Consider the following 12,588-nt stretch of genomic DNA (forward strand, 5'->3'; position numbering starts at 1 on the left):
CAGTACCGCGTACAGGTAAAGGTGCACATCGCACAGCACATCACCACGTGCAGATCCGAGGCGGCGAGGGCGGGTTCGGGGCTTTCCACACTACGTCGTGACGGACACATCCGCCGACGGACCGGTACCCGTGGCGGTCATGGCGGCGACCGAGAAGGTGTACGCGGTGGCCGGGCGCAGCTTGCCGATCACCCGCAGCATCCCCTTGGCCCGGGGCTGGGAGACCAGGACGTCGCGGCCGGTCACGGTGGTGGCGGTGCGGCCGTCGGAGACGGTGATCCGGTAGCCGATGACCGGGGTGTCGCCGGTGGTCTTGGGCGGAGTCCAGGAGAGCGTCGCCGCCGTGGCATCGGCGTTGGCCTTCACACCGGTGGGGGCGTCGGGCAGTGCGCCCGAACCACCCGCGCTGGGCGTGACGGGCGCGGCGGGCAGCGACGTCTCGCTCCGCCCCACCCCGTTGCGGGCCGTGACGGTCACCGTGTACGGCGTGCCGTTGGTGAGCCCGTCGACCACGGCGTACGCGATCCGCTTGAAGCGCGCCGCCGGGACGGTGGTGGAGACGGTGTGGGCGCCATCGGAGGACGTCGCGGTGACGGTGTACGAGGTGACCGGGGCCCCACCCTCGACGTACGACGGGTTCCAGGTGACGTACACCGAGCCGTCCGCCGCGAAGTCGCCCACGCGGGTGGGCGCTTCGGGTGCGGAGTCGGCGGCGAACGTACGGCCGAGCAGCCCCCGGTAGCCGGGCTCGAGACCGGCCGCGGCCACGATGTCCGCAGGTGCCTTGGACGGGTCGGCCAGGATGTGGTTGCCGCTGGTCACCACGCCCTTGTCGGTCCCGTCGGGATCGCCCTGCTCCCAGTAGTTGCCGACGATGCGGGTCGGGTCGTTGTTGCCGAGGTCGTCGCGGTAGTCGACGTGGGCGCTGAGGACGTTGGCCTGAGCGCCGTAGAGGACGTTGCCCTCGACCGTGACATAGGTGCAGCCGTTGTCGGTGTAGACGGTCCGGCCCAGCCCCCACCCGTCGTGGATGACATTGCCGGTGATCTTCTCGCCGTTGCCGAGGGAACTCCCGGTGAGGCCCTGGGTGTAGACGCCGGCGCCGTCGTCGAGTGCCTGCATGTAGTCGAAGATGAGGTTGTTGGACACCCTGTTGTCGCGGGAGACGTTGGCGGTGGCGGGTTTGCCGATCTTGTCGGGCCAGCCGCCCCAGCCCATCGAGATCGCCGAGTAGCCGACATGGTCGATCTGGTTGTGGGCGATGGTGTTGTTCCGGGTGTAGCCGTTGAGGATGGCGACGCCGCCGTGGTACTCGCGGGGCAGCGCGTAGAGGTGGTTGTTCGTCACCGACACCTCGCGGGTGAGGTCGGCGTCGCTGCCGGGCCGTGGGGCATCCACCCCGCCGATCTCCATACCGTTGCCGGAGATGTCGGTGAAGACATTGCCGCGTACGGTCGCGTTCCGCGTACCGGTGCCGAGTTCCAGCCCGGCCGCGCCGAGGTGGGTGAACGCGTCGTCGGAGAACTCGATGTCACGGCCGTGGCTGATGGCCACGTTGCCGGGCATCTTGGTCCAGGACGCGTACGGGCAGGTGCCGCCCGGGGTGTAGTCGCACAGCCCCTGGGTCTTCCAGCCCTCCGGGCCGGTCACCGTATAGCCCGCCTGCACCTCGGAGAAGCCCTCGGGCGAGGAGGGGGTGAGCCAGGTGGCGTACGAGAACTCGATACCGCGCAGGGCGATGTCGTGCAGCGGCGCGCGCCCGGTGCCCCGCCCGTCGACCAGCTTCTCCAGGACCGGCGCCTCCACCTCGGCGGTGCGCGGGTTCTCCCCGGAGCGCGGGCGGTAGTAGACGGTGCGGGTGTGCCGGTCGAGGTACCACTCCCCGGGCTGGTCCAGGACCTCGAAGGCGTTCTCGACATAGCCGGGCAGCGCGCCGCCTGTGAGCTTGGCGGGGCCGACCATGTTGATGCTGCGGCCGGGGATGTCGGGGAACTCCACGCGCCTGGTGGAGTTGTCCCAGCACGGCTGGGCCATGGTGACGGTGGTACCGGTCGTCGAGCCGATGGGGCAGCGCGGTTCGGTCCACGGGCCGAGTCCGTACTGCTGGATGTTCCACAGCGCCTCACCGCTGGGGTAGACGAACTCGATGTCCGACGGATTGCGCCAGCGGGCGAGGGTGCCGGCGGACGCGGTGTAGCCGGTGTCGGTGGCGGTGAGGGTCACCGGGATCGGCCCGCGCGCCCGCTGGGCGCGGACGCCGTTCACATACAGCTGCCGGGTGTTGTCCAGCCCGGCGGGCGCGGGCGCCGACCACAGTCCGGCGCTGCCCTTGACCGGCCGCCAGCCCCGGACCGCCCGCCCACCGCTGAACACGGTGCCCTTGCCGCCCTGCCAGATGACGCGGTGGCCATTGCCCCCGGAGTCGCGGGAGTCGAGGACGAGCGGACGGGAGAGACGGTATGTGCCCGGCGCGAGGTGCACCGTAAGGTCGGCACTTTGCTGCGGGACGCGCTTCCGTACGAGGTCGCGGGCGCGTTCGGGGGTGCGGACGGGGGCGGTGCGGGTGCCGGGGGCGCGGTCGTCGCCGTTGGGCGCGACATAGACATCGGCGGCGGGGCGGGGCCCGCGCGCGACGGCGTCGGCGGTGCCGCCGAAGGCGGCGCCGAGGGTGGCGAGGGTGGCCAGGACGGCGGCGGCGGAGGCGGCTCTCGGGGCCGCTTTGCGGGCCGCCTTGCGGACGGTCTTGGGCGTCCGGACCGACCGGACCATCCGGATGCGTGAGCGTACGTACTCCGACATGTCCCTCCCTGCGGAACCTTGCTGGAACCCTGCTGGAACCCTGCTGGAACCCTGCTGGAACTCGTGGAGCGACCCCAGGAAAGGTAGGATCTATAAGCGGAGTACGTCAATATAGCGGCGCCGAATCGCCTCGCTTCACCTCCAGGGCATTAATTCATTGGACCTATCGGCCCGGTGATGGCCTTACGGGGTGTTCGGGGTGTCAGGACGCCGAGTCGCTCTCGTACAGGACGACGTACCGACCGCGGGCCTCGCCGCCCTCCGACAGCCGCCAGCCCGCGCTGACATGGCCCAGGGACCCGGTGGACTCCGCACCGGACTCCGGACGCAGAACGCGCGTCACGTGGAGGGCGGGACCCCCGTCGCCCAGCAGCAGACGGGTGCCGTCCCGACGGTTCGCGACGGCCGGAGCCCCCGCGGCCCCGGCCGGGACGTCGAACCCGGCTCCGGCCACCTCGGCCGTGACGGACGGGTCCGCGGTGTGGGACTCGCTCTGCGCCTGCGGTTCGGCGCGGCCCTGGAGGAGCGCGATCAACTGGGCCACCAGCACCGGGTCATACGGCCCGTCGTAGATCCACCGCCGCCCCAGCACCCCGTGCTCGGTCGTGCCGATGAGGGCCCGCTCGGCTCCGTCGAGCGGCGTCGCGCGGTAGGTCATCGGTACGTGGTACCAGGCGGGCCGGTCACCGGCGTCGTCTCGGACCACCATGAACTCCATCCCCACCTGGCCCTTCGGGTCGTCGAGCCGGAAGCCGCCGACCCGGGACAGCTCCGGAGGGCGCTGCGCGGCGGCGTACCACGGCTGCTGGGGCAGCCACGGGGTGAGGAGCTCCAACTTGGTCGGGCTCATCGTGGTCTTGTGGATGATCGACATGCCGTGTGAACGCCTTCGCTCGTCGTTACGCTTCCCGGGCGCTGACACGGTCTCACGGCACACGGAAATGCCCGGCGCGCCGTGCGCGCCGGGCATTTCGACGGCCGGCCCCCCACTTGGCCGGCCGGTGGATCAGGAGCGGGTCGCGCGGGTCGCCTCGACCGCCGTGGTCTTCGCGTCCGAAGACGGCTTGGTGGCCCGGTGCCCGTCCTTGGACACGACGATCACGCAGATCTTGCCCGGCTTGCCCGGCTTACCGGGCTTGGTGGGCGTCGTGGGCGTGGTGGGCTTGCCCGGCTTGGTGGGCGTGGTGTGCTTGCCCGGCTTGGTGGGGAAGGCGGGGACGGAGTCCGGCTTCCCGGAGCCACGCTTGATCACGACGACCTTGCAGGCCTTCCCGGGGTCGGTCGGGAAGGCGGGGATGGCGACGCAGGTGTCGTCGTGCCCGCGGGAGCGGTCCTTCGACACCGCGATGGCCTTCTTACCGGCGACCTTGCCCGCCTCGGTCAGCTTGCCCGGCTTGGCGTGCTCAACCACCTTGCCCGGCTTGGTCGGCGTGGTCGGCGTGGCGCTGTCGTCGTCGGCCCGGATCACACAGAGGGCCGGACCGTGGGACGTCTTCCCCTTGGCGGCGGAAGCCGACGCCGAGGAGGACTGGGAGGCCGAGGCCGAGGCGGGGGCCGCGGCCCCCAGCGCCAGGGCGCCCGCCGCCACGGCGAGCACGACACCGCGCCGCTTCGCGGCCGAGGCACGGGGCAGGGTACGAGACATGGGCACAGCTCTCCTTCGTTCGGGGAGTGGAACTGGCTGCCGAAGGACCCTTGATCCGTCGGCGCACTCACCGTGTCGCACCGATGCTGAGTCCTCGCTGAATCACCTGAGGCCCCGCTGAAACCGGTGCCGGTTTCAGCGGGGCCTCAGCTTGCCCGTGCCATCCTGACCGCGTGCGCATACTGGTGGTGGAAGATGACGCCCGGCTCCGCGAGCTGCTCACCGAGGGCCTGGAGCAGGAGGGTTTCACCATCGAGACGGCGGCCGACGGGCTGAGCGGCCTGGCGCTCGCCCGGTCCGGCGAGTACGCGGCGATCGTGCTGGATGTGATGCTCCCCGGGTGCTCCGGCTATCAGCTGTGCTCGCGGCTGCGCGAAGAGGGCGACTGGACGCCGATCCTGATGCTCACCGCCAAGGACGGCGAGTACGACGAGGCCGATGGGCTCGACGTGGGCGCAGACGACTATCTGACCAAGCCGTTCTCCTTCGTCGTCCTCATCGCCCGGGTGCGCGCCCTGGTGCGGCGCGGCGGGCTGGACCGGCCCGAGGTGCTGGCGCTGGGCGATCTGCGGCTGGAGCCCGCGGCGCTGGCCTGCGCGCGCGGGACGGACGAGGTCACGCTCACGGCCAAGGAGTTCGCCGTGCTGGAGTACCTCGCCCGGCGCGCCGGGCAGGTGGTCTCCAAGTCCGAGATCGTGCAGAGCGTATGGGACGCCGCGTACGACGGCGGGGCCAATCTGGTCGAGGTCTACATCCGCAGTCTGCGCCGGAAGATCGATGTGCCGTACGGACGGCGGTCGATCCGCACGATACGGGGCGCGGGCTATCTGCTGGCCCGCGACGGAGGGTGAAACGGTGGGGCACACAGCGGGCTCGATACGCGTCGCGGACGCGGAGCACATGGCGCACGGGCAGCAGGAGTCGGAGGGCATACGGACCCGCCGCCCGCGCCTGACCTCCGGGTTGAGCGTGCGTGCCAAGGCCGTGCTGGCGGCCGCCGGGACCGTGGCCTTCGCGATCGCGCTGTGCATGCTGGCACTGGTGCTCGCCCTCCAGCACAACCTCCGTGCCAGCGCCGACCTGGACGCCAGGAACGCCGCCGTGGCGATCAAGGGCCAGCTGGGGAAGACCCGGGCCATGCCGCAGCGGGCGTTCATCGTCGCCCCCGGCGCGGTGACGATCAGGGACGCCTCCGGCCGGACGGTCACCCCCATGACCCCGACGGATGCCGCCTCGCAGGGGTCGACCGGGCTCCCGAGGCTCCACACCGAACCCACCGAACCCACCGAGTCCGCCGAACCCACCGAGCCCGCCAAGCCCACCGAACCCACCGAACCCGCCGAACCCGTCGAGGCCGGGCGGCCGTACAGCGTGACGGTGAGCCCCTCGACCACCTCCCTCGACAGCGCCACCGGGCTGCTGCTGCGCCAGGCCGCCCCCGCGGCCGCCGGTCTGGTGCTGTTCGTGGCGGGGCTCACCTGGCTGCTGGTGGGCCGAGCGCTGCGCCCGGTCGCCGCGATGCGGCAGGAGTTCACCGAGATCACCGAGCGCGATCTGCACCGCCGGGTGCCGGTGCCCCGGGCGCGGGACGAGATCCACCGGCTGGCCCGGACCATGAACGCCACGCTGGACCGGCTGCACCGGGCCATGACCCGGCAGCGGCAGTTCGTGGCCGACGCCTCGCATGAGCTGCGCAGCCCCATCGCGGCCGTACGCGCCCAGCTCGAGCTGGTCCTGGCCCGCCCGTCGCGCACCGACTGGCCGGCCGCCGTACACAAGGCGCTGCGGGACACCGACCGGCTCCAGGCCGTCGCCTCCGATCTGCTGCTGCTCGCCCGGCTCGACGCGCAGGAGGCGCCGCCCAAGGCCGCGGTGGACCTCGGCGCGCTGGCGGCCGAGGAGGTACGGCGCCACCCGGGCGCGCTCACGATGGACCGGTCCCCGATGGCCACGACGGACCAGCCCACGATGGCCGGGGGCCACCCCACGAAGACCGGCGACCGTCTCACGAAATCCGGGAACCAGGACCGGGCCGCCGTCGTGACCGGCAGCCGGGTGCAGCTGTCCCGGCTGCTCACCAACCTCGCCGACAACGCCCGCCGCCACACCCGTACCAGCGTCTCCATCACCGTGGCGGTCCAGGGCGGCATGGTCGAACTGGCCGTGGACGACGACGGCCCCGGCATCCCCGAAAGCGACCGCGAGCGCGTCTTCGAGCGGTTCACCCGGCTGGATGATGCCCGAGCCCGCCAGGACGGCGGCACCGGTCTCGGCCTCGCCATCGCCAATGACATCGCTCACGCCCACGGCGGCACCCTTACGGTGCTGACCAGCCCGCGAGGCGGGGCTCGCCTGCTGTTGCGCCTGCCCCGGGCGGCGTAGCCGAACCCCGACCCCGGTGCGGCCACGGCTGCCCAGTCGTGAGAGTTTGGCAACTACCGGACCAGACTGATCAGTTGGTCAGTAGTATCTGCCCTTTCTTGGCCGTGTCCCAGATGGAGGTGTCGAAGGTGCTGTCGGGGACGGGGGCCGTCGTGCTGGCCGCGTCCGCGGTGCTGGTACTGGTGTTATCACTGTGCCTCACCTGGGTGGTCAGACTTCGCCGCGCGCTCGCGGAGGCGTGTAGGGCGACCGAGCGAGAACGAGCCGTTTCCGAGCGGGAACGAGCCAATGCGGCCGAAGAGCGGGCGCTGGCGGCCGAGCGCGGCGAGGAGGTCGCCCGGCTGGCCGCCGTACAGACCGATCTGGACGAGGCGGCGCGCCGGGAGCGGATCCTGCGCGACTCCGTCCAGGCATCGTTCGAGTCCGTGGCCCGCAATATGCACGCCATGTCGATGGTGCAGCAGCAGGTCCTCGACGGCCTGGAGCAGTATGTCGAGGACGCCGGGCTGATGGGCGAGGTCATGAAGGCGGACCACGCCGCCGCCCAGATGACCCGTAAGGCCCAGACGCTGCTGGTGATGTGCGGGATCTGGCCCGCGCGGCGGGAGACCCGGCCGGTGTCGCTCTTCGACTGTGTGCGAGGCGCGCAGTCGCGCATCGTGGAGTTCGGCCGGGTGGACGTGCACGGCGGTCAGACCCTCTACGCGGTGGCCCCCGCGGTGGAGGGCCTGATGCACGCGGTGGCCGAACTCCTGGAGAACGCCACGGTCTTCTCCCCCTCCCGCACCCAGGTCGCGGTCGCCGTCCGCGAGGTCGCCGCGGGCGCGGTCATCGAGATCGACGACGCGGGGCTCGGGATGCCGCCGGACGTGCTGGAGAAGGCCGTGGGCCAGCTGCGGGACGGTCTCGACCTGGCCCAGCTGGGCGCGGTGCCCCGGCTGGGGCTCGCCTGTGTGGGGCGCTGGTCGCGGGAGCTGGGCTTCGGCGTCGAGCTGTCCACGGCGTCGGCGTACGGCGGCACCCGGGTGGTGGTCTTCGTACCGCACCGGCTGCTGACCGAGCAGACGAGCGCCGTACGGGCGGCGGACCACAAGCCGGTGGTCGTGGAGCCCGTGGTCGTCGGCACGGTGAACCAGGACGCGGGCGGCGCGGGGCTCGGCCCGGCCGCCGCGGACCCCGCCGGGGGCGGCCTGCTGAATGGCATGTCCGGGGACGACGTGGACGACATCCCCGACGCCCCCGCGCCCCTCGGCACCGGGCTGCCCCGGCGCCGCAACCGCCGCCGCCCGGCCTCCGGAGCCGCGTCGGCCGCCACTACCGACGTGGCCGATAGGGCCGATGGGGCCGGCGCGGGCGACCTCGCCACCGCCTCCGGCACCCCCGCCCGCGCCGCCCCCACCCCGCCGGCCGCGGCGGTCCCCTGGACACCCGAGGCCGCCCGCGCCTCCATCACCAGCGTCGTCTCCGGCACCCGCCGCGGGCGCGCGGAAGCGGAGTCGGAGGCCGTACCGCCCGAGGATGAGACGAGTCCGGACCGAGAAGACCGAGAGGGAGGCCGGTAGTGGCCGGAACCATATCCAGGTTGCCCGACGTTGGATGGATGCTGCGTCCGCTCACGGGGATCCCCGGGGTGCGGCATGCCGTCGTCGTCTCGGAGGACGGTCTGCGCATGGGCCATGACTCCGCCGAGGGGCTGACCGGCGAGGTGTCCCGGCTCGGGGTGGCCGAGGCCGAGTCGCTGGCCGCCGCCTGTGCCGCGCTCACGGTCACCAGCCAGTCCACAGTGTCGCTGCTGTTCGGCGACGAGGCCGGGGTGCGGCAGCTGATGATCGAGTCCGACAGCGGGTTCGTGCTGTTCACCTCGGCCGGTCAGGGCGCCTCGCTGGGGGTGGCCACCGACACGGAGGCGGATGTCGGCCTGGTGGCTCAGCAGATGCAGTTACTGGTCGCCAAGATCGGTGCCCATCTGAGCAGCCGGCCGCGGGAGTCGATGGGCCGCCCGACGTCATGAGCCGGCCCGGCGAGGAACGCACCACGGCCGCGGTGCGCCCCTATGTGATCACACGGGGGCGTGCCGGTTCCTCACGGGATGCTCTGCCGCTGGAAACGCTTGTCATGGCGTCCGGGAGCGCGCTGCCGCCGCATCTCCAGCCCGAGTACCGGCGGATCGCCGGCTTCTGCCAGGGGCTGCTGTCGGTGGCGGAGGTCGCCGCCCATCTCGGTCAGCCACCGGCCGTGGTGCAGGTGCTGCTCGCGGATCTCATCGGCTGGGGGCACATCGTGGCGCGTCCGCCGATCCGGGTGGTCAAGCGAAAACGTGCCGATTTGGACTTGCTGAGGAAGGTGCTCGATGGGCTTGAGAGCAAGCTCTGAGATCTCGATGGCCGGTACGGACGGCACAATCAGGACCGACCACCACACGGCCCACCCGGGCCACACGGCCCACCCGGGCCACGCGGACCGCACGACCCGCACAGACCACACCAACGAGACAGGCGAGACGGACGAGACGGGCGATACGGACGACATGGATGACATGGACGACACCCCCGTCATGTACGTGGAGTCCAGCGTGGCCGGGGCGGCCAAGATCCTGGTGGTCGGCCCGATGGGCGTCGGCAAGACCACGCTGATCGGCACGGTGTCGGAGATCAAGCCGCTGTCCACCGAGGCGACGATGAGCCAGGCCGGGGCCCGGCTCGACACCAAGGTGCGGCCGTCGAAGACCACGACCACCGTGGCGCTGGACTTCGGGCGGATCACCCTGGGCGGCGAGCTGGTGCTCTACCTCTTCGGCACCCCCGGGCAGCAGCGGTTCCTCCCCGCCTGGAAGGACCTGGCGCGCGGTGCGCTGGGCGCGCTCGCGCTGGTCGACACCCGCGATCTGGAGGCCTCCTTCGACGCGATCGGGCATCTGGAGGACCTGGATGTGCCGTTCTCCGTCGCCGTCAACGCCTTCCCGGACAGCACGCCGCACAACGAGGACGATCTGCGCTCCGCGCTCGATCTGCTCCCGCACACCCCGCTGGTCATCTGTGACGCCCGGGAGCACAAGTCCTCGGTCCAGGCGCTGATCTCGCTCGTCTCGCATCTGATCGAGACGCTGACGGAGGCGTCGTGACCGCCCGAGCCGCCTCCCGGGTGCCGCTGTACGGGACCGCGCTCGACGGTCCGCTCACCGACCTGTACGAGCGGATGCGGCGCGACCACGGTCCGGTGGTCCCGGTGGAGATCGCACCCCGGGTCGAGGCATGGCTGGTCATCGGCCACCGTGAGCTGCTCCATCTCACCCGCGACGAGCAGTACTTCTCCCATGACCCGCGCCGCTGGACCCCGCTGCGCGAGGGCCGGGTGGCCGCCGACTCGCCGCTGATGCCGCTCGTGGGCTGGCGCCCCGCGCTGCTGTTCGCGGACGGCGCGGCGCACCGCCGGATGCGCTCGGCGGTGGCCGACGCGCTGGGGCGGGTCAACGGCCATGAGCTGATCCGCAGGGTGCGGGCCACCGCGGAGCGGCTGGTCGCCGGGTTCGCCGACCAGCACGAGGCGGATCTGGTCGAGAGTTACGCGCGCATCCTGCCGCTCCAGGTCGTCACCGAACTACTGGGCCTCGACGAGGAGAACGGGGCCCGGCTGGTCGAGACGCTCACCACGATCGTCGCCCCGACCGTGGCCGCCACCGGCGCCAACAAGCGGATGGGTCAGATCCTGCTCCAGCTGATCGCCGGGAAGAAGCGGCGGCCGGGCGCGGATCTGACGTCCTGGCTGCTGGAGCACCCCGTCGGGCTCAGCGACGAGGAGGTGCTGCACAACCTCGTGGTGATCATCGTCGCGGGCAACAACACCACCGTGAACTGGATCGCCTCCACGCTCCAGATCCTGCTCACCGACCCCGCGTTCCGCTCCTCGCTGGCCCGCGGCCACCTGACCGTGGACGACGCCCTGGACCTGGTGTTGTGGCGCCAGCCGCCCACCCAGAACTTCCCCGGCCGCTACGCCACCCGCGATCTGCGCTTCGGCGGCCAGGACATCCGCGCCGGGGACATGCTCATCCTGGGCCTCGCGGGCGCCAACGCGGACCCCGAGGTGCTGCCCGAGGACGGGCGTCCGGTGGTCGGCAACCGCTCGTACCTCGCCTTCGGGGCGGGCCCGCATGGCTGCCCGGCGCGGGATCCGGCCCGGCTGATCACCCGTACCGCCGTGGACACGCTGCGGCACCGGCTGCCGGACATGGAGATCGCGGTGCCGGAGGAGCAGCTTCCGTGGATCACCTCGCCGTGGTCCAAGGGTCTGGCCAAGCTGCCGGTACGGTTCTCCGTGCCGCAGCTGGCCGCCGATGCTCCGGGTTCGGGCTCGGGCTCGGCGTCGGGTTCGGTTTCGGCTTCGGGCTCGGGTTCGGGCTCGGTGGCCTCGAGCTCACCGGCAACGCCCTCCGACTGACCACCGGTCCCGACCCCCGACTCCCCCGCAGGAGACAGCAGATGACCGACGGCCGATGCCCCGTGTCGCACGCCGACCCCGCCGCACCGCACCGCCTGGACCCCACCGGGGCGCGCCAGCACGCGGTGAACGAAGAGCTGCGCGCCCGCGGGGCCGCGGTCCCGGTCCTGCTGCCCGGTGACGTACCGGCGTACGCCATCACCCGGCACGAGGAGCTGAAGGACTTCGTCACCCACCCCGACGTGGCCAAGAACGCCTGCCACTTCGCCGCGTTGCAGAACGACGAGCTCCCGCCCGGCTGGCCGATGCGGACCTTCGCCACCGTGCGCGGCATGATCACCGCGGATGGCGAGGACCACAAGCGGCTGCGGTCCCTGGTGACCCGGGCGTTCACCCCGCGCCGGGTGGAGGCGCTGCGTCCGGTGGTCCACGAGCTGACCGGCACGCTGCTGGAGCGGCTGGGCGAGGCCGCCGCCGCCGATCCGGACGGGGTGGCCGATCTGCGCCGCCACTTCGCACTGCCCCTGCCCATGAGCGTGATCTGCCAGCTGCTGGGCGTCGACGACCACTACCAGGACCGGCTGCACGAGCTGTCCAACGAGATCGTCTCCACCCAGACCGCGCCCGAGCGGGTCCCGGCCGCCAACCGCGAGATGGTGGCGATCCTCGGCCAGGTGGCCGCTGCCCGGCTGCGGGACCCCGGGGACGATCTCACCAGCGCGCTGATCGCGGTCCGTGAGGAGGACGGCGACCGGCTCAGCGAGGAGGAGCTGATCGGCACGCTGATGCTGACGATCATCGCCGGGCACGAGACCACGCTCAATCTGATCACCAACGCGGTGCGGGCGCTGTGCAACCACCGCGATCAGCTGGATCTGGTCCGGTCCGGGGCCGCGAGCTGGAGCGATGTGGTCGAGGAGACGCTGCGGTACGACAGTCCGGTGTCCTTCTTCCCGTTCCGCTACACCACGAGGGACCTCCCGGTCGGGGACGCGGTCATCCCGAAGGGCGCGCCCGTGCTCATCTCGTACACCGCCGCCGGGCGCGACGAGCGAGCGTACGGCCCGGACGCCGGCCGCTTCGACGTCACCCGGGGCGCGCGCCATCTGTCCTTCGGCCACGGCGCCCACTTCTGCCTGGGCGCCCCGCTGGCCCGCATGGAGGCCGTGATCGCCCTCGATGCCCTCTTCACCCGCTTCCCCGCGCTGGATCTGGCGATCCCCGACGAGGAGCTGGTCCCCCACCCCAGCTTCGTCGGCAACAGCCCGCGGCGGCTCCCCGTCCGGCCGGGGACGCCCGGGGTGGCTCACAGCGGCTGAGGGGGC

11 protein-coding genes are annotated in these 12,588 nt (G+C 72.0%); 8 read left to right on the forward strand and 3 right to left on the reverse strand.

Features of this window, described 5'->3' with window-relative positions:
* Nucleotides 1–90 precede the first annotated feature (90 nt).
* The 3 genes from J2Z30_RS29720 to J2Z30_RS29730 all read right to left on the reverse strand — a co-directional run bounded on the left by J2Z30_RS29720 (nucleotide 91) and on the right by J2Z30_RS29730 (nucleotide 4,444).
* On the reverse strand, nucleotides 91–2,799 hold the full coding sequence (locus tag J2Z30_RS29720; RefSeq protein WP_044575739.1) for a fibronectin type III domain-containing protein: 2,709 nt from the start codon (nucleotides 2,797–2,799) through the stop codon (nucleotides 91–93).
* A 202-nt stretch (nucleotides 2,800–3,001) separates the two neighbouring features.
* On the reverse strand, nucleotides 3,002–3,673 hold the full coding sequence (locus J2Z30_RS29725; RefSeq protein ID WP_044575736.1) for a maltokinase N-terminal cap-like domain-containing protein: 672 nt from the start codon (nucleotides 3,671–3,673) through the stop codon (nucleotides 3,002–3,004).
* Nucleotides 3,674–3,805: 132 nt separating this feature from the next.
* Nucleotides 3,806–4,444: a hypothetical protein gene (locus J2Z30_RS29730; protein ID WP_044575733.1), complete on the reverse strand. Its 639-nt coding sequence runs from the start codon at nucleotides 4,442–4,444 to the stop codon at nucleotides 3,806–3,808.
* Nucleotides 4,445–4,617: 173 nt separating this feature from the next.
* Between J2Z30_RS29730 and J2Z30_RS29735 the strand changes: the two genes are divergently transcribed.
* The 8 genes from J2Z30_RS29735 to J2Z30_RS29770 all read left to right on the forward strand — a co-directional run bounded on the left by J2Z30_RS29735 (nucleotide 4,618) and on the right by J2Z30_RS29770 (nucleotide 12,582).
* The gene (locus tag J2Z30_RS29735) at nucleotides 4,618–5,295 is read left to right on the forward strand and encodes a response regulator transcription factor (RefSeq protein WP_044575730.1); all 678 of its coding nucleotides are present in this window, start codon (nucleotides 4,618–4,620) and stop codon (nucleotides 5,293–5,295) included.
* Nucleotides 5,296–5,299: 4 nt separating this feature from the next.
* On the forward strand, nucleotides 5,300–6,826 hold the full coding sequence (locus J2Z30_RS29740; RefSeq protein ID WP_308280110.1) for a sensor histidine kinase: 1,527 nt from the start codon (nucleotides 5,300–5,302) through the stop codon (nucleotides 6,824–6,826).
* Nucleotides 6,827–6,930: 104 nt separating this feature from the next.
* The gene (locus J2Z30_RS29745) at nucleotides 6,931–8,388 is read left to right on the forward strand and encodes an ATP-binding protein (protein ID WP_372453332.1); all 1,458 of its coding nucleotides are present in this window, start codon (nucleotides 6,931–6,933) and stop codon (nucleotides 8,386–8,388) included.
* On the forward strand, nucleotides 8,388–8,837 hold the full coding sequence (locus J2Z30_RS29750) for a roadblock/LC7 domain-containing protein (RefSeq protein ID WP_044575727.1): 450 nt from the start codon (nucleotides 8,388–8,390) through the stop codon (nucleotides 8,835–8,837). Before J2Z30_RS29745 ends, J2Z30_RS29750 begins: the two co-directional genes overlap by 1 nt.
* On the forward strand, nucleotides 8,834–9,199 hold the full coding sequence (locus J2Z30_RS29755; RefSeq protein ID WP_044575724.1) for a DUF742 domain-containing protein: 366 nt from the start codon (nucleotides 8,834–8,836) through the stop codon (nucleotides 9,197–9,199). The genes J2Z30_RS29750 and J2Z30_RS29755 overlap by 4 nt, the downstream gene beginning before the upstream one ends.
* Nucleotides 9,183–9,947 (forward strand): GTP-binding protein, encoded by a 765-nt coding sequence (locus J2Z30_RS29760; protein ID WP_245388575.1) that lies wholly within the window; start codon nucleotides 9,183–9,185, stop codon nucleotides 9,945–9,947. The genes J2Z30_RS29755 and J2Z30_RS29760 overlap by 17 nt, the downstream gene beginning before the upstream one ends.
* Nucleotides 9,944–11,263: a cytochrome P450 gene (locus J2Z30_RS29765; protein ID WP_044575721.1), complete on the forward strand. Its 1,320-nt coding sequence runs from the start codon at nucleotides 9,944–9,946 to the stop codon at nucleotides 11,261–11,263. Before J2Z30_RS29760 ends, J2Z30_RS29765 begins: the two co-directional genes overlap by 4 nt.
* A 41-nt stretch (nucleotides 11,264–11,304) precedes the next feature.
* Nucleotides 11,305–12,582 carry a cytochrome P450 family protein gene (locus tag J2Z30_RS29770; protein ID WP_044575718.1) on the forward strand — a complete coding sequence of 426 codons (1,278 nt, stop codon included), beginning with the start codon at nucleotides 11,305–11,307 and terminating at the stop codon, nucleotides 12,580–12,582.
* Nucleotides 12,583–12,588: the final 6 nt, after the last annotated feature.

Source organism: Streptomyces iranensis, from assembly GCF_017874715.1.
Classification (GTDB): domain Bacteria; phylum Actinomycetota; class Actinomycetes; order Streptomycetales; family Streptomycetaceae; genus Streptomyces; species Streptomyces iranensis.